This is a genomic window from Thermanaerosceptrum fracticalcis (genome assembly GCF_000746025.2).
Taxonomy (GTDB): domain Bacteria; phylum Bacillota; class Peptococcia; order DRI-13; family DRI-13; genus Thermanaerosceptrum; species Thermanaerosceptrum fracticalcis.
This window is the reverse complement of sequence record NZ_CP045798.1, coordinates 2,548,970-2,570,852: the sequence shown is the minus strand read 5'-3', so window position 1 is coordinate 2,570,852 and position 21,883 is coordinate 2,548,970. Positions and strand designations below refer to the sequence as shown.

Here is a 21,883-nt window from a genome sequence, read left to right as displayed (position 1 = left end):
GGGACAAGAGAGAAATTGATGTCATTCTTTTAACAGGCGGCGGGGGTAAGGCAATCTCCGAGTATTTCCTGCCTAAGTTCCCGCAAGCTGTTTTAGTAAACGGACCCCAGTTTGCCAATGTGCGGGGTTTCCTCAAATTAGCTTCTGCCTTATTTAAAATGAGTTTTATGGGATAAACTAAAGGAGGCCGTAAGGTCTCCTCGGTTGTTAGTTGTTAGTTGTTGGTTGTTAGTTGATAGTTGGTAGTATCCGACGCTTTACGCTCACCGACTTCCGACCACCGACTTCCGATAATGCTGTACTGGAACATGAACTAGGAAGCAATTAAACTCGGAAATCGGATATCGGATATCGGGAGGCGAAGCCGTATTCGCCAAAAAAAGACGTCGGACGTCGGAAAGCGGAAGTCGTAAACAGTCCCCTTTGCGGACTGGGAAAAAGTTTGGTAAAATGGTTGCGAAATATGTTGGGGAGGTCTCAAGAATGCAGCAGCGTTTAGATACGGGACAATCTCGTTATGAGCAAATCGCTATTGATATTGCTCAGAGGATTGCACGTGGGGAGTTCCGGGTAGGCCAAAAACTTTCGGGGCGTTCTCTTCTAGCGGGGACATATAATGTATCACCGGAAACCATTAGAAGAAGTATTGCCCTTTTACAAAACATAGGTGTGGTAGAGGCAGTTACGGGCAGTGGGATAATCATTAAGTCCGGCAAATTGGCTAAGGAATATTTGGCTGAATATAGTGAACGTCAAGAAATCATTAACTTAAGGAACCGCATCAATGATTTACTGGAAAGACGGCGTAATTTGGATATGGAACTGGAAAAAGAACTTTCCAAACTCCTGGAGTATTCATTCCAGAAGTCTTCCATTTTGCAGCAGATTGAAGAAGTGACGATTCCTCCCTCATCCTGGATGGTTGGCCGGACCATTAGTGCTACCAACATACGCTATCATACGGGAGCTACCGTTGTGGCTGTGATCCGGCAAGGCGAGGAGATTTTCTCTCCCCCTCCAGATTTAGTTTTAGAAGAAAACGATGTCCTGATTTTGGTGGGAACTGCCGGGGCCAAGGAACGCGTAAAGGAAATGATCAACGAAGAACCTAAGCGAGATTAATATTTATTTTATATGTATGCTTTGCTCTCCAAATATCCTTCTTCTTTGTCCCCTCGAAATGCGAGGGGGATTTTTTTATTAGGAGCTTTTATTCTCTAATACTGGGAAAGAATTTTGTGATAAGGGTAAATGGCAGGAGTAGGGAAGTATGTGGCGAACATTCTTATAGGAGGTGTTGGGGTTTGAATATTGTAGACCTGGTGATTATTGTATTTCTGGTCGTAGGTGCCATCAATGGTTATAGAAGGGGTCTTTTAGGGAGTTTGTGTTACCTTGCGGCAAACCTGCTGGGATTGTTTGTCGCTATAAAATATTACCCGCAGCTTGCCGGATGGCTTAATCAACAATTCTCCCTCACTTTAAAAGTAAGCCAGTTCTTCAAAGCCCATGTCATGTTACCTCCGGCCGTTAGTACACTGCAGCTAACGAAAATCCCTCTTCCCGATATAATCAAACAGCTGGAAAGCTCGAGCCTTCCTCCGGAAATTAAGCTTCACCTGATGGATTATTTACAGAAATGGTGGACAACCCTTAGTTCCTTCAATAATTTAGGAGAACTGATTCATTACCTGGTCGCCATTGCCCTTATTAACGGGTTGGCCTTCTTTCTTATCTGGCTTGTGGTGGACAAGGCTGCAGTACTTTTAGCCGAGGGGCTTACTCGCTGTACGCAGAATTCCCTTTTGGGAGATCTCAACCGGCTCAGCGGCACCGTCATAGGATTGGCCCTTAGCGCCCTCACTTTGACGATTTTTGTGGGAATCATCAGTCCCCTGCTTTCTTTGACGTCGGCGGCCCAGCCCTCGCTGTTTTCTTCTGTGCTTAAGACGATGAACCAGTCCCAGCTGGTGCCCTATTTTATTTCAGCCTTTACCTTATTGTTCAGCAAATTGATTACCCTCTGGCAGTAGTGCAGAACATCACGTAAGAAGGAATTGTGTTCAGTGGAGCTATTGTAGGATCACTCAATGGGTGGTGGATTTAATGGCTTGGTTTGGCTTTGGCAGCACAAAGATAAGCTTGGAGGAATTAAAAAAATCCATTATAGAAAGCCCTGATACGTTCCCGCAAGATTTACGGAAAAACTTAGAAAAAATTGAGTTTGTCACAGGATGGGAGTTAATAAAATTAACATTACCTTCCCTGAACAAAGTGAAAGGCAGAAACCTGGTCAGGTTACTTTTGGGGGATAAAATACATTTGCTGGAAAGTCTTGTGGAAGAGCGGACAGAAAGGCTTTTGGCCATTGAGTGTCTAGGCTATTTGCCTTCCCGGGAAACAGTAGAAATCCTGGTCAGGCTCTTAAGCAGCAAGGATGAAAGTGTGCAGCTGGCAGCTGCGGGGGCTCTCAAGCACCACACCCCCCGCCTGGTTGTTCCTTATCTTGTAGATGCTCTTCTTGAGGGCGCTGCCTTACCTTCCCGAGTAGGAGAAGTACTCCTGGTCATGGGGTATTATGCTGAGGAAGCTCTGCTGGAAGCATTTCCACGGGCAACCCCTCCTGTACAGGCACACATCCTGGAACTGCTCACCCATGCGGTAAATCCCAAGTGTAAGGATTTGGTGGCAGAAGCTTTGAAACATGATGACTTCAAGTTGAAAAACAAAGCCCTGGAGGCCATAGCCAGCTTTTCTTTTACTGAATTTTGGCCTGAGGTTGTCATGTGCTTGGCTGAACCCCAGTGGACCCTTAGGGCTAAGGCCCTGGAGGTTTTGGCAAAACTAGAAATAAAAGAAGCCCGGGATTTCGTGGAGGCTTTTTTGCATGATGAAGATGAATGGGTGCGGGAATGCGCTCAAAACTATCTGAAAACCATAGAAAGTGTTTCTACAGTAACGGAGGAGAAAAGCAATGTTGTTAACCAGTTGGGCTAGTATCACCTTTTTCACGGATATTTTTAAGATAGAGGATTTGAAATTATGGGGTACTAAAGCCTTGATGATTTTATTGATCTTAGTGGTAGCCCGTATCGCCATGTCTCTGGGGTATTTATTAATAGAAAGAGTTTTCCAGGTTCAGTACATACCGGGAAAAATCAGCTTTGATGAACGCAAGAAGAATACCTTAAAAGCCCTCTTAAAAAGTGTTTTACGGTATGCTATCTATTTTATAGCTGCTATTACTATCCTGGATGAATTAAAAGTGCCGGTGACCGCCGTTTTATCTGCCGCCGGTATCTTAGGTTTGGCTGTTGGTTTCGGCGCCCAGAACCTGGTTCGTGACGTGATTACCGGTTTCTTCATTTTGTTTGAAGACCAGTTTTCCGTAGGTGAATATATCGAAACCGCAGGCGTGGGCGGTATTGTGGAAGAAGTGGGTTTGAGGGCCACCAAACTTAGAGACTGGGGGGGACAGCTCCATATCATCCCTAACGGGGAAATTACGAAAGTTACAAACCACAACCGTGGCAGTATGCGAGCTTTGGTGGAAGTGGGAATCGCCTATGAAGAGGATATTAATCATGCTTTGAAAGTCCTGGGAGAGATCGCCAGAGGGATGGCCAGGGACTATGCCCATGTGATTACAGAAGGTCCCGATGTTCTGGGTGTTGTCAATCTGGGCGAATCAGAAGTCCTGGTCCGCATTATTGCTAAAACCAAACCCATGGAACAGTGGGCTGTGGAAAGGGAAATGCGCCGCAGGATTAAAGAAACCTTCGACAAAGAAGGGATTGAAATACCCTATCCCCGCCGGGTGTATATCCAGCCTGCGGAAAACGAAGGCCGTAAGAAAAGCAAGGTACAGCACAGTGAAGGGTGAGAGAGATGGCACAGTTTTATTTAGGTGATGTTGTCAAAATGCGAAAAAAACATCCCTGTGGCGGCGATGAATGGGAAGTGCTGCGGACGGGTATGGATTTTCGTATCAAATGTCTGAAATGCGGCAGGCAGGTCTGGTTGGACAGGCCGTCTTTTGAAAAAGGAGTTAAAAAAGTCCTTAAGCGGGGCCCGGATGCGCCAACGGAAACGCCGGAATAATCCGGTGTTTCCAGTTGGTATTTGTTAGTTGGCAGTTGGTAGTAAAATTGGAACAGTAACGCTTCAAGCAAAGAGTTTAATAACGATTTACTAACAACTATCAACTAATCTTGTGTATCCTGGCGAAGTATGCTATAATCATTTGCTGTAACATCCCTGCTTCATCGCGAGAGATGGGGCCGTTTAGTCCATAGGGAGGAGGTGAAGTTAAAGATGCGGAATTACGAAATCATGTATGTCCTTAAGCCTGATTTAGACGAAGAAAAAGTAGCCGCTGTAATTGAAAAGTTTACCAAACTGATCAGCGCTAACGGTGGCGAGGTTATTTCCACTGATAAGTGGGGCAAGAGACGTCTGGCTTACGAGATTAATGACTATCGTGAAGGTATCTACATCTTGGTTAACTTCAAGGGTGAGGCTGGTACTGCCCAGGAGCTTGACCGCGTGATGAAGATTACCGACGAAATTCTCCGTTTTATGATTATCAAAAAAGACGAATAGTTACTGCCTAAAAAACTAATTAGGTGGTGATAAATGTGTTAAACAGGGTAATTCTAATCGGTCGCCTTACGAAAGATCCGGAATTACGATATACCCCAAGCGGCACGGCTGTAGCAACTTTCACCCTGGCAGTGAACAGGAACAGAACCAATCAGGAGGGGGAAAGAGAAGCTGACTTCATCCCCATCGTCGTATGGCAAAAACAGGCGGAAAACTGTGCCAATTTTATTGGTAAAGGAAGCCTGGTAGCTATTGATGGCCGCCTCCAGGTTAGAACTTACGACGGTAAAGATGGCCAGCGCCGCTGGGTTACCGAAGTTGTAGCGGAGAATGTAAGGTTCCTTGACAGACGTGAAGGTGGAGGCTCACAGGGAATAAGTACATTTGGCAGTGAAGTAGAGTTTACTGATGATGATATTCCCTTTTAAATTGCAGGTAAGGAGGGAAATTAGTTGAAACGTGAACGTGGTCGTCGCCCTCGCAAAAGAGTGTGCAGCTTTTGTGTAGATAAAGTTGAATCCATTGATTATAAAGAGTTAGGCCGTCTGCGTAAATACATCACCGAGCGCGGCAAGATCCTGCCCCGCCGGATTTCCGGCAACTGTGCAAAACACCAGCGCCAGCTTACCATCGCTATCAAGCGGGCCAGGAATGTTGCCTTGCTGCCGTTTACTGCAGAATAATAAAGAATTTGGTAAAACTAAAGGGAGCGGAGTGCTCCCTTTTTCAGTTATTAGTTACTAGTTCCCAGTTACTAGCAGTTAGTTCGCAGTATCTTGACTTTACCCGTTCCCCAAATCCCAACTCGTCAACTTCATATTTTTTTGCTTTCGGGTAGCGGGTATCGGGTGGTGGGAAGCAGAATTCGGAAATCGGAAGTCGATACTTAAGGTAATTACCACAATATTAAAGTGGCTACTAAAAATACCAAAAGCCGTTGGGAGGAGTTTATCCCTAAAAAGAGAATTAAACTATAAGTTGGGGACATTCCTGTCCTTTTCCGCTTTCCGTTTTCCGACTTCTGAAGTCCGACAAAAATCACTAGTAACTAATAACTAGTAACTAGTAACTTCTCAAATAAGCAGGTGTGTCCCCTGACCTTTTGAATTAGAGACTAGGAGGCAATTCTTATGCAAGGGCCGGAGTTGGATATAGCCAGAAACATCAAAGCTATTGAATGGCTCAAAACAGAGCTGACCAGTTCCCTGGCCGGCTTATTTAAAGCGCTTTTCAAGGGTAACACAGAGGGGGTAATGGAAGCCCTGGCCGTTATTGTTATCAACAGCTTTCTTTTGGCCAAACGCTTGGGGATTAGTTACGGGCGTCTGGAACTGGCCATACATAATAAAATGACGGGGCTCCTCAGAGAAAAACACCCCCTGGAAGAGTGGTATGGTGATCTTTCCTCCCTCCGGGAGTATACGGAAATAAAGAGAGGTGACTAAGTGAGTGCATAGTTCCTTGCGTACCCGGGCCATCGTTGAGGGGGCGCTCATGGCCGCCTTGACGGCCATTTTGGCCCTGGCCGGTTTTTACCTTCCTTTCCTTCGTTTTCTCACCAATTTAGTCTGGACTATACCCATCGTTATTGCTACTGTCCGGCATGGTTTAGGCATTGGCATCATGTCCACTGTGGTGGCTGGGTTTCTAATCTTTACCCTAGCCAGTCCCCTGGAAGCTTTGTTTTTAGTTTTGCAGTTTGGTGGGTTGGCCTTACTTTATGGATATGCTTTTAATAAAGGAATAAAACCGGGGATTACCTTATTGGCTGGTACAGGGGTTGCCATCATTTCTTTTCTCCTTACTTTTGGCGTGTCCCTTCTCATCTCAGGCCTGAATCAAATCAACTTTGTTGACCAGTTGAAAGAGACCATTGAACCCACTATTGAGATGTACCGGAGCCTGGGACTCTTTGATAAATATGGAACCAGTGGTTTAACGGAAGAGAACATGCGCCAGATGCTTGCAGGCTTTATAGACCTCTTAATAGTGCTCTTTCCAGCCTTAATTGTAACCTATGGGATAATGGCTGCCTTTTTGAACTATATCATCGCCCAAAAGATTTTATTTAAACTAGGGATACCCGTTCCCCAACTGCCCCCTTTCCGCAACTGGCAGCTGCCCTGGTGGACAGTATGGGGATTCATTGGCGGATTTGGTTTGTCCCTTGCCGGCAGCTACTGGCAAATTAAGACTTTAACAACCATCGGTAGTAATATCATGATGGTCTATTATCCCGTACTTTTTGTCCTGGGTTTATCCGTAATTGCGTACTTTTATCATCATAAGTTACAGAGGGCCTTTAGCTATCGCCTGCTTTTCATCTTTTTGGTCTTTTTCTTCTTTAGATATGTTTCACTGCTTATCCCCATAGTCGGCTTATTTGACCTGGTGTTGAATTATCGTCGTCTGGCCGGGGAAAGCTAATAAAATTCTCAGAGGATAAGGTGGTGTGGCTGTGGATCCCTGGCTGTCAAACCTGTCCGTGATTATTCTCCTGATCTTAGCCTTAGTTTTACTGATTTTTAGGGATGAATTTGTAAAAGTAAAGAAAAAGGGGTTGTACAAGAAAAGTACAGAAAATAAGACTGCTCAGGCAATGGCCTATTCCTTAAAAGAGCTGATTGCCCAAGCTTCCCAGGTGGTCATTGTGGGTCACGATATGGCCGATTTCGACAGCTTCGGGGCAGCTGTAGGGGTGGCCAAAGCAGTACAGGACCTGGGGAAAAGGGCCTGGGTGGTCATTGATGATCATAATCCTGCCATCGGTAAATTGCTGGACCTGCTGCCCAAGAGCCCTCTCCTGGATACCCTGGTTAAGACGTCTGAGGTCCAGCGGGTGCTAAATCCCGATACCCTGCTCATTGTCGTTGACACCCATAAACCCTCGCTGCTGGCTGAACCTAAACTCATCAATATGGTAAAGGATGTGGTGGTAATCGACCATCACCGGCGGGGAGAGGAATTTATATCTGAAGCGAAACTTGTCTATGTGGAGACCGATGCCTCTTCTACCTGCGAACTGGTGACAGAGTTGCTGCAATACCTGGGTGACAAGGTAGAAATTGGCAAGTTTGAAGCCACAGCTTTACTGGCAGGTATTACTGTGGACACCAAGAACTTCGTATACCAAACCGGTGTGAGGACTTTTGAGGCAGCCTCCTATTTGCGCAGAGTGGGAGCAGAGCCCACCATAGTCCAAAAAATCCTGCGGGATGACATGGTTACGGTGCGAAAGAAGGCGGAGGTCATCAGGAACGCCCGTATACTCTGTGGGCAAACTGCCCTGGGGGTAAGCAGGGAAATATCTCCCGATGCCCAGCTTCTAGCAGCCAAAACAGCCGATGCACTCCTTAACATTGCCGAGGTAAATGCTGCCTTTGTGCTATGGCCTTTTCAGGGAGGGACAGCGGTAAGCGCCCGTTCTACGGGAGAGCTCAATGTCCAGACCATCATGGAACGACTGGGTGGGGGTGGCCATCTCACCATTGCCGCCGCCCAAGTAAATGATACACTGGAAAATACAGAGAAAACCTTGTTGGAAATATTAGAAGAGGTGTTCTGTAAGGAGGTAAGAGTATGAAAGTGATTTTATTACAGGATGTTAAAGGTACGGGAAAAAAGGGAGAGACCCTTAATGTGGCTGAAGGTTTTGCCCGGAACTTTCTGATTCCCAGAGGTTTAGCCGTTCTTGCTACGGAGAAGAGTCTTAAGGAACTGGAAAGACAGAAGGCTTTGGAAGCCAAGAAAAAAGCCGAGGAGCTAAAGAATGCCCAGGAGCTGGCGCAAAAGCTCTCTAAGGTTAGCCTGACCCTGGCGGTCAAAACAGGAGCAGGCGGAAGACTCTTCGGTTCCATCAATACCAAAGATATAGGGGATGCTTTGGAGAAGAAGTATGGCCTGGTAGTGGACAAAAGAAAAATAGAATTAAAAGGAGCCATAAAAAGCCTGGGTACATATCCTGTTACCATTAAACTACATCCGGAAGTAACAGCTGCCATAGAAGTGCAAGTGACATCAGGGGAATAGAAAGGGGCAACATCTGGACAATGAAAGACGCACTAAACGCTTACTTCCAAGCTAAGGAGGAAGGTTTGAAAGCGAAGCTTACCAGGGAAGCCTTGGCGGAAAGGCAGATCGACGCATTATTGAACCTGTTATTACATTTTTTAGGATCGGACAAACTGGTTTTAAAGGCTACCAAGTTAGGCGCGGTTAAACTTCTTCGCTCCGATAAATTGGGAGACAGGGCTTTAGCCCTTAAGCGCTTGGTTTACGAGGATCCGACCATGAGTGCGGCGGGTCTGGGGGATGATCTGGTCCGGCTGGCCGAAGATCTGGAAGACAGAATTGCTGAGATGATAGCCAGGCGTACGCTGGAAGACCGGTTGGAACAGCGTGTGGCCGAAAAGATGCAGGAACGGCATGAGGAATACATACGTGAGGTAAAGGCCCAAATTCTCAAGGAAAATAGTAATCCCGAAAATGCGCAAACTCTAAAACGTCTGGCCGTCCTGGAGAAGTTAAATCAAGCGGGATTAGCCCGTTCCGCCATGGAAGTCTTGCGACCCCGCACTTTGGAAGAAGTGGTGGGGCAGGCCCGGGGGATTAAGGCACTGCTTGCCAAAATGGCCAGTCCCTATCCCCAGCACATTTTAATCTATGGACCGCCCGGTGTGGGTAAGACAAGTGCCGCCAGGCTTGTCCTGGAAATTGTCAAACAAATGGATCATTCACCTTTTAAAAAGGACGCTCCCTTCGTGGAGGTGGATGGGGCCACACTGCGCTGGGATCCACGGGATGTAACCAACCCTCTTTTAGGTTCGGTGCACGATCCTATTTATCAGGGAGCCAAGCGGGATTTTGCCGATACCGGTATTCCCGAACCCAAACTGGGTCTGGTCACTGATGCCCACGGCGGGGTGCTGTTTATCGATGAGATCGGCGAAATGGATCCTGTCCTACAGAATAAACTCCTTAAAGTCCTGGAGGATAAGAGGGTATTTTTTGATTCTGCCTATTATGACCCCTACGACAGCAACGTGCCCCAGTATATTAAAAAGATTTTTGAAGAAGGCGCGCCCGCCGATTTTATCCTAATCGGCGCTACCACCCGCGATGCGGCCGAAATCAACCCGGCCATTCGTTCCCGCTGTGCGGAAGTTTACTTTGAACCCCTTACTCCCCAGGATATTGAAAAAATTATTGAAAATGCCGCACAAAAATTAGGGGTGAAATTAGAAGAGGGCATCCCCTCTTTAATCAGCGAATATACCATCGAGGGACGTAAAGCCAACAATATCCTGGCCGATGCTTATGGTCTCGCCCTTTACCGCCTGAAAGAACAGGGCCTTGCCGGGGAAGAGCCCCTCATCACCAGGAATGATGTTTATGAAGTCATCCAGGTTTCCCGCCTTTCCCCTTATGTGACAGTCAAGAGTACTGCCGAAGGTGAGGTGGGCCGGGTCCTGGGGTTAGGTGTAGCCGGTTTTCTAGGTTCTGTTCTGGAAATCGAGGCTGTAGCCTTCCCTGCCCACCGTCAGGGGGAAGGGCGAGTCCGCTTCAATGAAACAGCCGGTTCCATGGCCAAGGATTCCGTCTTTAATGCCACCTCCGTCTTACGAAAACTGACGGGGGAAGATTCTTTAAATTATGACTTGCACGTCAATGTCATCGGCGGAGGCAAAATCGACGGGCCCTCTGCCGGTGTGGCCATTTGCCTTGCCGTCTACAGTGCCGTTACAGGTCAAGCTCTCCGCCAGGATGTAGCCGTAACAGGCGAGCTTTCCATTCAAGGACGGGTTAAAGCCGTGGGCGGTATTTTTGAGAAAATCTACGGCGCCAAACAGGCGGGTCTGAGCAAGGTCATTATCCCCTGGGAAAACCGGGCCGATGTTCCCGTTGATCTCCACGGTATCGAAGTGGTAACAGTACGGACCATCGAGGAAGTGCTTCAGCATATCATGGCTTAAGTACGTGAACTGTGAACGGTAAACGTATTCCGTTTTCCGACATCCGATTTCCGATTATTTAGTGACCAGAGCCCAGTGTCCGGATAATTCACTGGTCACAGGTCACGGGTCATCGGTCACTGATAGCTGCGAACTGCGAACTGCCAACTACCAACTATCAACTGACCTACTGCGAACTGCGAACTAAACAAGGTGCGTGAAAGCATGAGTATCCTCTTAGAAAAACTGCCCCCCCATAACATCGAGGCTGAACAGGCTGTCCTCGGTTCTATGATGATTGACCGGGAAACGGTCTATAGCGTCCTGGAAACCTTACAGCCCGAGGATTTTTATAAAGAAGCCAACCAGATCATTTTTAAGGCACTTCTCTCCCTGGAGCAAAAAAGGGAACCCATCGACATGATTACCGTGACGGAAGAACTGCGCCAGCTGGGGAGCCTGGAAAGGGTAGGGGGCGTCGGGTATATTGCCTCTGTGGCCAATGCTGTGCCTACTGCGGCCAATGCCAGGCATTATGCCGAGATCGTGAAAGAAAAGTCTATCCTGCGTAAGCTCATCAGGACAGCCACGACCATAGCCAACCGGGGCTACGAAGACCAGGAAGATGCCTACGAACTCCTGGACAATGCCGAAAGAATGATTATGGAAATAGCGGGACAGCGCAATTCCAGCGGGCTCGTGGCCATTAAAGAAGTTTTAAGTGAAACTTTAGAGAAGATCGAATACCTGGCCAATAAGAAAGGAACTATTACCGGGGTGCCCGCCTTTTTTACCGATCTGGATCGCATGACCTCGGGGTGGCAGCCCTCAGATTTAATTATTCTCGCTGCCCGTCCTGCCATGGGTAAAACTTCATTTTGTTTGAATATTGCCCAGAATGCTGCCATTAAAGGGAAAATACCCGTGGCTATATTTAGTTTAGAAATGTCGAAAGAGCAGTTAGTACAAAGACTGATGAGTTCCGAGGCTATGATTGACCAGCATAAACTGCGTACCGGCCGCCTGCAGGATGAGGAATGGATCCGCCTTACCAAAGCCGCTCAGCCCCTGTCTACGGCTCAGCTTTATATTGATGATACCCCGGCTATTTCCGTTCTGGAACTGCGGGCCAAAGCCAGGCGTTTAAAGGCGGAAAGAGGTTTAGGTCTGATCGTCATCGATTACCTCCAGTTGATGCAGATGGGACGCAGGAATGAAAGCCGCCAGCAGGAAATTTCCGAGATTTCTCGTTCTTTGAAAGCCCTGGCCCGGGAGCTAAACGTCCCTATTATCGCTTTATCCCAGTTATCACGGGCTGTGGAGCAAACCCATGACAAGAGGCCGGCCCTCAGTCACCTGCGGGAATCGGGGGCCCTGGAACAGGATGCCGATTTGGTCATGTTTATCTACAGGGAAGAGTATTATAATCCGGAAACGGAAAAGCCCGGTATTGCCGAAATTATTATCGCCAAGCACCGTAATGGTCCCACAGGTTCCGTGGAGTTAGGGTTTATTAAAGAATTTACGAAGTTTGTCGACCTGGACAGGTACCATGTACCGAATTAAGCCCAAAAAACACGAATATTAACTGTGTATACATTATAAGCATTCGTGTTATTCTTGACTTTACCAGTCCTGCTTGTTACAATAAAAAAGGCATACGAGATAGAGAAGGAATAACTCAGATAGAGAAACTCTATGTGAGTTATTTTTGTGTGCTTAAAATTGTGTGCTTAAAATGTCCCTTCTTGGGCACAATTATCATGGGCTAATATAGGTCAGGGGACACACCTGCTTATTTGAGAAGTTACTAGTTACTAGTTATTAGTTACTAGTGATTTTTGTGGGACTTCGGAAGTCGGAAAACGGAAATCGGAAAACGGGACAGGAATGTCCCCATCGGTATGGACACTCCTGCTTATTTGAGAAGTTACTAGTTACTAGTTATTAGTTACTAGTGATTTTTGTGGGACTTCGGAAGTCGGAAAACGGAAATCGGAAAACGGGACAGGAATGTCCCCATCGGTATGGACACTCCTGCTTATTTGAGAAGTTACTAGTTACTAGTTATTAGTTACTAGTGATTTTTGTGGGACTTCGGAAGTCGGAAAACGGAAATCGGAAGACGGGACAGGAATGTCCCCATCGGTATGGACACTCCTGCTTATTTGAGAAGTTACTAGTTACTAGTTATTAGTTACTAGTGATTTTTGTGGGACTTCGGAAGTCGGAAAACGGGACAGGAATGTCCCCAATGGAGGAGGTACTGGAATGAAGAAGAACTACGATGTTGTCGTTGTGGGAGCCGGTCCTGCAGGGATTTTTGCTGCCCTGGAAATGACTTTCCTCAATAAAGATTTAAAAATACTGGTAGTAGATAAAGGGCGGCTAATCGATGACCGCCATTGTCCCATACCCAAGACGGGAAAGTGTGCCCGCTGCCAGCCCTGTTCCATTATGAGCGGCTGGGCCGGGGCGGGAGCCTTTAGTGATGGCAAGCTCTCCTTATCACCCGAGGTTGGCGGTCGTATCACCGACTATATTTCGGAAGAAGCGGCCCGCCGGTATATCCGGTATGCCGACAGCATTTATTTGCGTTTTGGCGCCCGGGAAGAAGTACACGGTCTGGAAAATAAAAAAATAGACGACATGATTTACGATGCATCTAAGTATAATATCCAGCTTATCCCTTGTCCCGTACGTCATCTGGGTACAGAGCTCAGTTTTGAAGTTTTGAGGCGTATGTATATTTATCTGACTACGGAAACTAAAACAGAATTTTTACCTCTCACTACTGTGACTGAGCTTTTAGTAGAGGACGGTGCAGTGAACGGTGTTGCTCTGGTCAATACCCGGGGTGAAGAAACTGTGGTCTCCGCGCCCTATGTAATCGCGGCGCCCGGCCGCGGCGGAGCAGGCTGGCTTAGTGAACAGGCCAAAAAATTGCATCTCAAAACCGAGAACAATGAGGTAGATATCGGGGTAAGGGTAGAGGTGCCGAACTCCATTATGGACCACTTGACTCGCGAACTTTACGAAGCCAAGCTCGTCTATTATTCGGATACCTTTGAGAACAAAGTCCGTTCATTCTGCATGAACCCCGGCGGCATTGTCTCCGAAGAGAATTATGACGGTGAAATTGCTGTGGTTAACGGGCACAGTTATGCAGACCCCAAGCTTAAGACAACCAATACCAACTTTGCGCTCCTGGTCTCCACCCGTTTTACCGAACCCTTCAATCAACCTATCGAATACGGGAAATACATCGCCAAGTGTGCTAATATGTTGACAGGCGGCGGTGTCATGATACAGCGCCTGGGGGACCTCTTAAAAGGACGCCGCACCGATTACAGCCGCTTAAAAAAGTCCACAACCATTCCCACTTTAAAGAGCGCGGTGCCGGGTGATTTAAGTTTTGTATTACCTCAGCGCTATCTGACTTCTATCGTGGAGACCCTGAAGGCTTTCGACAACATTGCTCCCGGCTTATACAGCAAAAATACCCTGCTTTATGGTGTGGAAGTTAAGTTTTATTCGTCAAAAATGAAAGTGAACAATAATTTGGAGACGGACGTCAAAGGGCTCTATACCATCGGCGACGGGGCCGGTATTACCCGGGGTCTTATGCAGGCTTCTGTTTCCGGAATTCTGGTAGCCCAGGATATTGTGAAAAAATTAAACTAATCTGGTCGGATATCGGACATCGGTATGCGGAAGTCGTAAATATGTTGAGGAGGTGGCAGCAATGCCGGCAGTTGTATTAATTGGTGCCCAGTGGGGAGACGAAGGAAAAGGAAAAATTACCGATTTCCTGGCAGAAAAAGCCGACATGGTCATTCGTTATCAAGGGGGAAATAACGCCGGTCATACCGTGGTGGTGGGGGATCAGGAGTTTAAACTCCATTTGATACCTTCCGGTATCCTTTATCCCGGAACCACTTGTGTCATTGGTAATGGTGTTGTTGTGGATCCCGAAGTACTGGTTAAAGAATTGGCCTACCTGGAGAACCGCGGGATATCTACGGAAAATTTAAAAATCAGTCTCCGGGCGCATTTGATCATGCCTTACCACATTCGTCTCGATGAATTAGAGGAAGAGCGCAAAGGCGCCAATAAGATCGGCACCACCCGCCGGGGCATCGGGCCTGCCTATATGGATAAGGCAGCCCGGGTTGGCATTCGCTTGGTGGATTTGCTGGATGAAGAAGAATTTGCCGAACGGCTGAAAAGAAATTTAGCCGAAAAGAATCGGCTCTTTAACCGTGTCTATGAAGTGGATGGATTTGAATTCGAAGAGGTATTTGAACAGTATCGCGGTTATTTAAAGAAAATCGAAAGGTATATTACCGATACCTCAGTGATCATCCATGAATTCCTTTCCAGGAAAAAGAATGTCTTATTTGAAGGTGCCCAGGGAACTTTATTGGATATAGACCATGGCACATACCCATATGTCACCAGTTCCCATCCTGTCGCCGGTGCTGCCTGTATCGGCGCCGGTGTGGGTCCGTCGGAAATCAATAAAGTCATCGGGGTTGTCAAGGCTTACACTACCCGTGTGGGTGAAGGCCCTTTCCCCACAGAACTTTTCGGTACAGAAGGAGATCTGATCAGGGAGCGGGGATACGAATTTGGCACCACTACAGGAAGACCCCGCCGCTGCGGCTGGCTGGATGTCGTTATTCTCCGCTATGCCGCCCGCGTCAGCGGCCTGGACAGTATTGCCATTACCAAGCTTGACGTATTGGATCAAATGGAAAAGCTTAAAGTATGTGTGGCCTATAAGTATCAGGGTGAGATCCTGCAAGATTTCCCGGCCAGCCTCAAAGTATTGGCCCAGTGTGAGCCTGTTTATGAGGAAATGGACGGGTGGCTTACTGATACTACCCACTGCCGCACCTTTGAAGAACTGCCGGAAAAAGCGAGACAATATATAAATCGCGTGGCTGAACTGGTTAAGGTTAAACCGGCCATTATTGCCGTGGGGCCAAAACGGGAACAGACCATTGTCCGGGAAACCATATTCTAATATCCCTTCGACTTGACGCTTCGCGTTCCCATAGGATATAATATGTTACACACTAAAGCCGAGCCGAACTAAAAAATTACCACTAATTTGTTGTTAAACTTGTGTTGACAGAACGGATTGGCTCATGTAATATATATACCTGTGGGGCGCGAACAAGTCCCCGGGATATGAAGTGAGCCATTAGCTCAGTCGGTAGAGCACCTGACTTTTAATCAGGGTGTCGATGGTTCGAGTCCATCATGGCTCACCACTTAATTGAGAAGTGAGAAGTTAACATAACTCCCACATCTAACTAAGTTCGCAGTTCGCAGCGAACAGTTCGTAGTGAGTTTACTGCCAACTGTATACTGCCAACTGAAATCTGATTTGGCCCCTTGGTCAAGTGGTCTAAGACACGGCCCTTTCAAGGCTGTAACACGGGTTCGAATCCCGTAGGGGTCACCATGGGCGATTAGCTCAGCTGGGAGAGCGCCTGCCTTACAAGCAGGATGTCGGCAGTTCGATCCTGTCATCGCCCACCAACCTTATAAGTTCGCAGTTCGCAGCGAACAGTTCGCAGTGATTTTACTGCCAACTGCATACTGCCAACTGAAAACTGATAGACGGAGCTGTGGTGTAGTGGCCTAACATGCCTGCCTGTCACGCAGGAGATCGCGAGTTCGACTCTCGTCAGCTCCGCCATTTATTTAACTCTAAATGTTGAGATTGCTTATTTTAGTTACTAGTTACTGGTTATTGGGTACTAGTTTTTTTCTTTGGCAGCTGAGGCGGGGACCTTTTACGGCACTGTACTCGAAAAAGCAAAGACTACAACCACTAACTAGTGACTAGCAAGAAACTGGTAACTAGTAACTAGTATAGATGCCTTGGTAGCTCAGTCGGTAGAGCAGAGGACTGAAAATCCTCGTGTCGGTGGTTCGATTCCGCCCCAAGGCACCATTTCTGTAAAGATAACAGTTTGCAGTGAGAAGTTCACAGTGAACTGTTTGCATTTTTTGCAGATAAGTACTAAAATATAAGTGCAAACAAACACTACCAACCATCAACTATCAACTACCAACTAATACGCGGGTGTAGCTCAATGGTAGAGCTCCAGCTTCCCAAGCTGGCGGCGTGGGTTCGATTCCCATCACCCGCTCCATAAGTAAGAGACGGCGCTCCCGATGGAGGGCCTTTTTTAGTTACTAGTTATTAGTTCCTAGTTACTAGTAACTAGGAACTAAAATATGCACGTCCCTTTCTTTACCAATGGCAGGACCCGTGGTATAATATTTGCGTTTAGAAGTAGAGGAGGAGAGAACAATGACTAAAGTACATATCAAAACCATTAATAAAGAAGTTCTAACCAAGACCATCAAGACCGGTGGCTGCGGCGAATGCCAGACTTCCTGCCAGTCTGCCTGCAAGACATCCTGTACAGTAGGAAATCAGGTTTGCCAGAAATAATAAAAGTTTTAAATGACCCTCGACCAGGGTCAATTTTTTTGGGGAAGTGATGTCATGGAAAGATATGATTTTTCGCTCATTCATAAATTTCAGATGGAAGATGAATATATTGTGCTGGATATCAACAGCGGGATAATCCACAGTTTTAGTAAAGCGGCCTGGGATTTCCTCCTGGCCTGGGAAAAATGCCAGGGGCGGGTTGAACAGACCTTCAATCTGCTTTGTGAAAAATATGCCACAGAGGAATTGGCCCAGGTGTGGCGGGAATTGGAAAGTCTCATTGAAGAAGGCATGCTGTTCAGCAGGGATGAGGCCTTAGCTACCTATGAACTGCCTGAAAAGACGATTATTAAAGCCCTTTGCCTTCATGTGGCCCACGACTGTAATTTACGCTGCCGCTATTGTTTTGCCGGGACCGGAAATTTCGGCGGGGAAAGGGGCCTTATGGATCTGGAAACGGGGAAAAAGGCCCTGGAATTTTTATTTGAGGCCTCGGGACCCAGAAAACACGTGGAAGTCGATTATTTTGGCGGTGAGCCTCTCCTCAATTTCCCTGTGGTGAAAGAGCTCATCCATTATGGGAAAGCCAGAGCCCGGGAATTAGGAAAAATCCTGAAGCAAACCTTGACCACCAATGCTGTTCTCTTAACCAGGGAGGTTATGGATTTTTTAAACCAGGAGGAAATCAGTCTGGTTTTGAGCCTGGACGGCCGGCAGCAGGTTCATGACCGGATGCGGCCTTTTAGCAATAACAAGGGCAGCTATAATCACGTTTTACCTGCCATCAAAGCTTTGGTGGAAGAACGGCAGGGCAACAATTACTATGTCAGGGGCACGTATACACGTTTCAACCTGGATTTCTGCCGGGACGTTCTTCACCTGGTAGAGGAAGGCTTTAACCAGGTGTCCGTAGAGCCTGTGGTAGCCTCACCTGAACATGATTATGCCTTAAGGGATGAAGATTTGCCCGTACTTAAGGAACAATACGAACTGTTGACGAAAGCCTGGCTGGCGGCTTACCGGCAGGGACAGCCCTTTAATTTTTTCCACTTTAATATCAGCCTGGATAAGGGACCCTGTTTACCCAAGCGTTTATCAGGCTGCGGTGCCGGTCATGAATACCTGGCCGTTTCACCGGAAGGTTATTTATACCCCTGCCACCAGTTTGTGGGTAAAGAGGAATTTAAGCTGGGCAGTGTAGAGGAGGGTATTACCAATACTTCCTGGGGTAAGAGGTTCCAGTCTGCCCATGTGCTCAATAAAGCAGCCTGCCGCCAGTGCTGGGCCCGTTTCTTTTGCAGCGGGGGCTGCCACGCTAATGCCTATAATTTTAACCAGGATATTTTTAAACCATACAGTCTGGGTTGTGAGCTGGAAAAGAAGCGGCTGGAATGCGCTATTTTCCTGCAGGTAAAATGCAGTGAGGAACGCCATCCGGCCTAGATGTTTAAAAAAGGCTTGCCATTGGCAAAAATATGTAAAAAGATTTCTAGGAAAGGCGAAGAAAAATCTGCCGGCAGCCCAAGCTGACTGTTGTAACAAGTTGGCGGTTTGTGCTATAATTAGCTTGTCACTGTCAATAGTCCATATGCCGTCTCTAAGGCTTGGCTCTCAGGCCAAGCTTTCTTTTGCCGCAAAAGTTTTTTAGCCTGAACTGAAATGGGACATTCTCCTTATTTTGTACTAGGTTATGCCGAAAATACCGGTTCAGGCATACAATAAAAAATAACGCATATAAGGAAGGAAGGTGAGGAGCCCTAAAGGCGGATATGCCACATTCTTAGTCCTGCTTCCAGGAGCACCTTTAGGGAAAAATGAAAGGAAATGCGGTATTGGCTCGTTTAAAAAATTTGCATCCCTATTCTTTACCTGCCTGGCCTCAAGTCATTCGTCACAAAGGATTATGGATATTTGGTCTCCTTCTACTGATAACCAGTATCTTTTACATAACAACCGGCGGTAAACCTGTAATACTTTTGGCTAATGATGAGCCTCTGGCTGTAGTGGCTAATGAAGGTCAGGTTAATGAAGCCTTAACTAAAGCCAAAAGTGAACTGGAAAAACAATATGGAATTAGTATCAGCGGATTTACTACCAAGCTGAGCTATGATGCAGAAAAGGCTAAAAGGGAAGACAAGGCTCTGGATGACCAGCAGTTGGTTACCTTACTCAAGGAAAAGTTGGCCTGGACAGTTAAGAGCTGGTCTATTACTGTCAATGACAAACCAGCGCTCTATTTGGCCAGTGAAGAAGGAGCGCAGGCCGCCTTGGAACTGTTAAAAAAGAACTACTTGCCTGAGGGCAGTAATGTAACCGTTGAGAAAATGGCTTTTAACGAAGAAGTTAAGATAGTGGCCGCGGAGGCTCTTTTATGGGAATTAAAGACCCCGGAAAAAGCGGCAGAAATCATGATGCAGGGATTGGCCAAAGCTTCTCAATATACTGTAAAGAATGGTGATTCCCTCTGGACTATTGCCCGGGACAACAATATGACAGTAGCCCAGTTAAAAGAAGCCAACCCGGAGATGAAAAGTGAGTTCCTAAAAATAGGGCAGAAGCTCAATCTGGTAAAATCAGAGCCCCTTGTTACTGTGGTGTCTATAGTGACAACCACTGTGGAGGAGAAGATACCTTATCCCACCCAGTATGAGAGTGACTCCAGCCTGTGGCGGGGACAGCAAAGTGTAAAACAGGAAGGGGCCTATGGTTCCCGTGAGGTTACATATCGCATCACCAAGGCCAATGGCGTGGAAACTTCCCGTGAAACCCTGGCCGAAAAGGTTCTGTTGCAGCCCATCAGCCGTGTTGTGGTGAGAGGAACCAAGATGATGGTAGCGTCCCGGGGCGACGGCGGCAGCGGTATATTAGGCTGGCCTACGAGGGACAGGATAACCTCCGGCTATGGTAAGCGAGGAAGAGAGTTTCATACCGGTATAGATATTGACGGTGTGACGGGAGACCCCGTCTATGCCGCAGAAGATGGTGTTGTTCTTGAAGCTGGCTGGGATGGACATTACGGTAAATCTATCGTGGTTGACCACGGCCGGGGCTTAACTACCCGCTATGCTCACTTGTCCAGTATTGATGTAAGTATTGGACAACGGGTAAGCAGGGGCAGCATCATCGGCAAAGTAGGTTCAACAGGACGCAGTACAGGGTCTCACCTCCATTTTGAAGTGAGGATTAACGGAGAACACCAGAATCCCTTACGCTACTTAGAACGATAGTAAAGCACAGGTTTTTGCCTGTGTTTTTTCTTGTTTTATAAGAAAAGATGATTGGGATAGTCAAAAACGGTAGAATATATTATTATAAATATATATCGATATTAACAGTGGTGGCCTATAACTGTTTCCCTTGACTCCCCTGTAGAGGGATTAACGCCAAAAATAAACTTTCAGGAGTGGATAACAATGTTTGATTTTTCCCGGATCAAAACTATTGCAGTCATCGGTTTAAGCAATAACCCTGACCGACCCGCTTATTTCGTTTCCCAATATATGAAAGAAAAAGGCTTCCGGATCATTCCCATCAATCCTAAAGGCGAAGAGGTCCTGGGGGAAAAAGGTTACCAGCGGCTTAGGGATATTCCTGCTGACGTTAAAATTGACGTGGCTAATTTTTTTATGAGGGCGGAGAAGCTCCTGCCTATTGTGGAAGAAGCTCTGGAGAGGGGAATTAAGATAATCTGGCTGCAACAGGGTATTGTTAGCCAGGAAGCTGCAAAATTAGCCAGAGAAAAAGGCGCTGAGATTATCATGGATAGATGTATTAAAGTGGAGCACATGGATGCTCTGTCCCGCTAGACTTATAACAGGGAAGGAGAGTGGATGGTGTTGTACGATGTGGTGATATTGGGAGGAGGGCCTGCCGGACTTACAACGGCTATCTATACCTGCCGGGCAGGCTGGAAAACGCTCTTGGTAGAGATGGGGGCGCCGGGGGGACAGGCCGCCACTACGGAAATCATCGAAAACTATCCCGGATTTCCGGAGGGGGTTTCCGGTCCTGAGTTGATGCTAAAGTTTTATAGCCAAGCGGCTCGCTTTGGCTGTGAATTTATGACAGCACAGGTTACCGGCCTGACTGTTGAAGGAGGGATTAAAACAGTCACTACTACCCAGGGTGATGTGGAAGGTAAAACCATCATTGTGGCCACCGGGGCCCAGCCCCGGGAACTGGGAGTAGAAGGAGAAAGAAAATTCCGGGGCAGGGGGGTGTCTTACTGTGCCACCTGTGACGGCTTCTTTTTCCGCCAGAAAAAAGTGGCTGTGATTGGGGGCGGCGATGCCGCCGTGGAAGAAGCCATCTATCTCTCCAAACTGGCTCAGGAAGTAACCATCATCCATCGCCGCGATGCTTTTCGTGCTGCGAAAGTCCTGGGAGATAGAGCCCTTCAGGTTCCCAATATTAAAGTGATTTGGGATGCTGTAGTAGATGAGATCAGGGGAGACAGCCAGGTAAAAACATTGAAGCTCCATAATGTAAAGACCCAGGAGTCCCGGGAAGTTCAGGTTGATGGTGTTTTCATTTATGTGGGAACCCAGCCCAATACTGACTGCCTCCCTGCGGTGATTGAACGTAACCCTCAAGGATACATTATCACCAATGAGGCCTTGGAAACCCGGGTCCCGGGTGTATTTGCCGTAGGTGACTGCCGCTTTAAAGGGTCCCGGCAGGTGGCTACAGCCGTGGGGGACGGCGCCCTGGTTTTACCTGCGGTGGAAAAATACCTGAATTCCCTGTAGAATAAAAATAGTTATGCGCATATGGAGGGTATTCTTTGCCATGATGTCGAGAAAGACAAAACAAAAGATTGCCCGCGTTATGATGATAGTCCTGGTGGCCATTTTGA

21 protein-coding genes and 6 tRNA genes are annotated in these 21,883 nt (G+C 47.2%); all 27 read left to right on the top strand.

Annotation, left to right across the window (positions count from 1 at the left end):
* The first annotated feature begins 483 nt into the window (after positions 1–483).
* The 27 genes from BR63_RS13075 (at position 484) to trxB (ending at position 21,776) form a co-directional block, all read left to right on the top strand.
* A complete protein-coding gene (locus BR63_RS13075; protein WP_034422657.1) occupies positions 484–1,122 on the top strand; it encodes a GntR family transcriptional regulator in 639 nt (212 codons plus the stop codon).
* Between the two features lie 182 nt (positions 1,123–1,304).
* Entirely contained in the window at positions 1,305–2,033 is a 729-nt protein-coding gene (locus tag BR63_RS13070; protein ID WP_034422658.1) for a CvpA family protein, read from the top strand.
* A gap of 73 nt (positions 2,034–2,106) precedes the next feature.
* Positions 2,107–2,997 carry a HEAT repeat domain-containing protein gene (locus BR63_RS13065; protein ID WP_081908176.1) on the top strand — a complete coding sequence of 297 codons (891 nt, stop codon included), beginning with the start codon at positions 2,107–2,109 and terminating at the stop codon, positions 2,995–2,997.
* Complete coding sequence (locus tag BR63_RS13060) at positions 2,975–3,883, top strand: mechanosensitive ion channel family protein (protein ID WP_051965796.1); 909 nt, start codon at positions 2,975–2,977, stop codon at positions 3,881–3,883. The genes BR63_RS13065 and BR63_RS13060 overlap by 23 nt, the downstream gene beginning before the upstream one ends.
* A 5-nt stretch (positions 3,884–3,888) precedes the next feature.
* The gene (locus tag BR63_RS13055; protein ID WP_034422662.1) at positions 3,889–4,101 is read left to right on the top strand and encodes a DUF951 domain-containing protein; all 213 of its coding nucleotides are present in this window, start codon (positions 3,889–3,891) and stop codon (positions 4,099–4,101) included.
* A gap of 213 nt (positions 4,102–4,314) precedes the next feature.
* Positions 4,315–4,602 carry a 30S ribosomal protein S6 gene (rpsF, locus tag BR63_RS13050; protein ID WP_034422664.1) on the top strand — a complete coding sequence of 96 codons (288 nt, stop codon included), beginning with the start codon at positions 4,315–4,317 and terminating at the stop codon, positions 4,600–4,602.
* 35 nt (positions 4,603–4,637) lie between these two features.
* Complete coding sequence (locus tag BR63_RS13045) at positions 4,638–5,030, top strand: single-stranded DNA-binding protein (protein WP_034422668.1); 393 nt, start codon at positions 4,638–4,640, stop codon at positions 5,028–5,030.
* 24 nt (positions 5,031–5,054) lie between these two features.
* Positions 5,055–5,285 (top strand): 30S ribosomal protein S18, encoded by a 231-nt coding sequence (rpsR, locus tag BR63_RS13040; protein ID WP_034422670.1) that lies wholly within the window; start codon positions 5,055–5,057, stop codon positions 5,283–5,285.
* 447 nt (positions 5,286–5,732) lie between these two features.
* The gene (locus BR63_RS13035) at positions 5,733–6,047 is read left to right on the top strand and encodes a MazG-like family protein (protein WP_034422673.1); all 315 of its coding nucleotides are present in this window, start codon (positions 5,733–5,735) and stop codon (positions 6,045–6,047) included.
* 4 nt (positions 6,048–6,051) lie between these two features.
* A complete protein-coding gene (locus BR63_RS13030) occupies positions 6,052–7,029 on the top strand; it encodes a YybS family protein (RefSeq protein WP_153802092.1) in 978 nt (325 codons plus the stop codon).
* A 31-nt stretch (positions 7,030–7,060) separates the two neighbouring features.
* Positions 7,061–8,185 (top strand): DHH family phosphoesterase, encoded by a 1,125-nt coding sequence (locus BR63_RS13025; RefSeq protein WP_051965803.1) that lies wholly within the window; start codon positions 7,061–7,063, stop codon positions 8,183–8,185.
* Entirely contained in the window at positions 8,182–8,631 is a 450-nt protein-coding gene (rplI, locus tag BR63_RS13020) for a 50S ribosomal protein L9 (RefSeq protein ID WP_034422678.1), read from the top strand. Before BR63_RS13025 ends, rplI begins: the two co-directional genes overlap by 4 nt.
* Positions 8,632–8,651: 20 nt before the next feature.
* Positions 8,652–10,574: a Lon family ATP-dependent protease gene (gene lonC, locus BR63_RS13015; RefSeq protein WP_034422680.1), complete on the top strand. Its 1,923-nt coding sequence runs from the start codon at positions 8,652–8,654 to the stop codon at positions 10,572–10,574.
* Positions 10,575–10,778: 204 nt separating this feature from the next.
* Entirely contained in the window at positions 10,779–12,119 is a 1,341-nt protein-coding gene (gene dnaB, locus BR63_RS13010) for a replicative DNA helicase (protein ID WP_420825480.1), read from the top strand.
* Positions 12,120–12,824: 705 nt separating this feature from the next.
* Positions 12,825–14,237 carry an NAD(P)/FAD-dependent oxidoreductase gene (locus tag BR63_RS13005; RefSeq protein ID WP_034426219.1) on the top strand — a complete coding sequence of 471 codons (1,413 nt, stop codon included), beginning with the start codon at positions 12,825–12,827 and terminating at the stop codon, positions 14,235–14,237.
* A gap of 61 nt (positions 14,238–14,298) precedes the next feature.
* Positions 14,299–15,582, top strand: a complete 1,284-nt coding sequence (locus BR63_RS13000; RefSeq protein ID WP_034426226.1) for an adenylosuccinate synthase — start codon at positions 14,299–14,301, stop codon at positions 15,580–15,582.
* Between the two features lie 174 nt (positions 15,583–15,756).
* Positions 15,757–15,832 (top strand) — tRNA-Lys (locus BR63_RS12995).
* Positions 15,833–15,950: 118 nt separating this feature from the next.
* Positions 15,951–16,026: transfer RNA gene (locus tag BR63_RS12990), tRNA-Glu, on the top strand.
* 1 nt (position 16,027) lies between these two features.
* Positions 16,028–16,103 (top strand) — tRNA-Val (locus BR63_RS12985).
* 83 nt (positions 16,104–16,186) lie between these two features.
* Positions 16,187–16,263 (top strand) — tRNA-Asp (locus BR63_RS12980).
* A 182-nt stretch (positions 16,264–16,445) separates the two neighbouring features.
* Positions 16,446–16,521: transfer RNA gene (locus BR63_RS12975), tRNA-Phe, on the top strand.
* Between the two features lie 128 nt (positions 16,522–16,649).
* Positions 16,650–16,723 (top strand) — tRNA-Gly (locus tag BR63_RS12970).
* A gap of 161 nt (positions 16,724–16,884) precedes the next feature.
* Positions 16,885–17,028, top strand: coding sequence for a six-cysteine ranthipeptide SCIFF (gene scfA, locus BR63_RS12965; protein WP_081908354.1), 144 nt, complete (start codon positions 16,885–16,887; stop codon positions 17,026–17,028).
* 54 nt (positions 17,029–17,082) lie between these two features.
* Positions 17,083–18,471 carry a thioether cross-link-forming SCIFF peptide maturase gene (scfB, locus tag BR63_RS12960; RefSeq protein WP_034426227.1) on the top strand — a complete coding sequence of 463 codons (1,389 nt, stop codon included), beginning with the start codon at positions 17,083–17,085 and terminating at the stop codon, positions 18,469–18,471.
* Between the two features lie 371 nt (positions 18,472–18,842).
* On the top strand, positions 18,843–20,255 hold the full coding sequence (locus BR63_RS12955; RefSeq protein WP_051966331.1) for a peptidoglycan DD-metalloendopeptidase family protein: 1,413 nt from the start codon (positions 18,843–18,845) through the stop codon (positions 20,253–20,255).
* Positions 20,256–20,441: 186 nt separating this feature from the next.
* Positions 20,442–20,834: a CoA-binding protein gene (locus tag BR63_RS12950; protein WP_034426229.1), complete on the top strand. Its 393-nt coding sequence runs from the start codon at positions 20,442–20,444 to the stop codon at positions 20,832–20,834.
* Positions 20,835–20,858: 24 nt separating this feature from the next.
* Positions 20,859–21,776, top strand: a complete 918-nt coding sequence (gene trxB / locus BR63_RS12945; protein WP_153802211.1) for a thioredoxin-disulfide reductase — start codon at positions 20,859–20,861, stop codon at positions 21,774–21,776.
* The last annotated feature ends 107 nt before the right edge of the window (positions 21,777–21,883 follow it).

What these genes read in the sequence shown, in the direction of transcription:
- BR63_RS13075 (WP_034422657.1), top strand. Translation starts at nt 484, where the DNA reads ATGCAGCAGCGTTTAGATACGGGACAATCTCGTTATGAGCAAATCGCT.
- BR63_RS13065 (WP_081908176.1), top strand. Translation starts at nt 2,107, where the DNA reads ATGGCTTGGTTTGGCTTTGGCAGCACAAAGATAAGCTTGGAGGAATTA.
- BR63_RS13060 (WP_051965796.1), top strand. Translation starts at nt 2,975, where the DNA reads ATGTTGTTAACCAGTTGGGCTAGTATCACCTTTTTCACGGATATTTTT.
- BR63_RS13055 (WP_034422662.1), top strand. Translation starts at nt 3,889, where the DNA reads ATGGCACAGTTTTATTTAGGTGATGTTGTCAAAATGCGAAAAAAACAT.
- rpsF (WP_034422664.1), top strand. Translation starts at nt 4,315, where the DNA reads ATGCGGAATTACGAAATCATGTATGTCCTTAAGCCTGATTTAGACGAA.
- BR63_RS13035 (WP_034422673.1), top strand. Translation starts at nt 5,733, where the DNA reads ATGCAAGGGCCGGAGTTGGATATAGCCAGAAACATCAAAGCTATTGAA.
- rplI (WP_034422678.1), top strand. Translation starts at nt 8,182, where the DNA reads ATGAAAGTGATTTTATTACAGGATGTTAAAGGTACGGGAAAAAAGGGA.
- lonC (WP_034422680.1), top strand. Translation starts at nt 8,652, where the DNA reads ATGAAAGACGCACTAAACGCTTACTTCCAAGCTAAGGAGGAAGGTTTG.
- dnaB (WP_420825480.1), top strand. Translation starts at nt 10,779, where the DNA reads ATGAGTATCCTCTTAGAAAAACTGCCCCCCCATAACATCGAGGCTGAA.
- BR63_RS13005 (WP_034426219.1), top strand. Translation starts at nt 12,825, where the DNA reads ATGAAGAAGAACTACGATGTTGTCGTTGTGGGAGCCGGTCCTGCAGGG.
- BR63_RS13000 (WP_034426226.1), top strand. Translation starts at nt 14,299, where the DNA reads ATGCCGGCAGTTGTATTAATTGGTGCCCAGTGGGGAGACGAAGGAAAA.
- scfA (WP_081908354.1), top strand. Translation starts at nt 16,885, where the DNA reads ATGACTAAAGTACATATCAAAACCATTAATAAAGAAGTTCTAACCAAG.
- scfB (WP_034426227.1), top strand. Translation starts at nt 17,083, where the DNA reads ATGGAAAGATATGATTTTTCGCTCATTCATAAATTTCAGATGGAAGAT.
- BR63_RS12955 (WP_051966331.1), top strand. Translation starts at nt 18,843, where the DNA reads ATGAAAGGAAATGCGGTATTGGCTCGTTTAAAAAATTTGCATCCCTAT.
- BR63_RS12950 (WP_034426229.1), top strand. Translation starts at nt 20,442, where the DNA reads ATGTTTGATTTTTCCCGGATCAAAACTATTGCAGTCATCGGTTTAAGC.
- trxB (WP_153802211.1), top strand. Translation starts at nt 20,859, where the DNA reads ATGGTGTTGTACGATGTGGTGATATTGGGAGGAGGGCCTGCCGGACTT.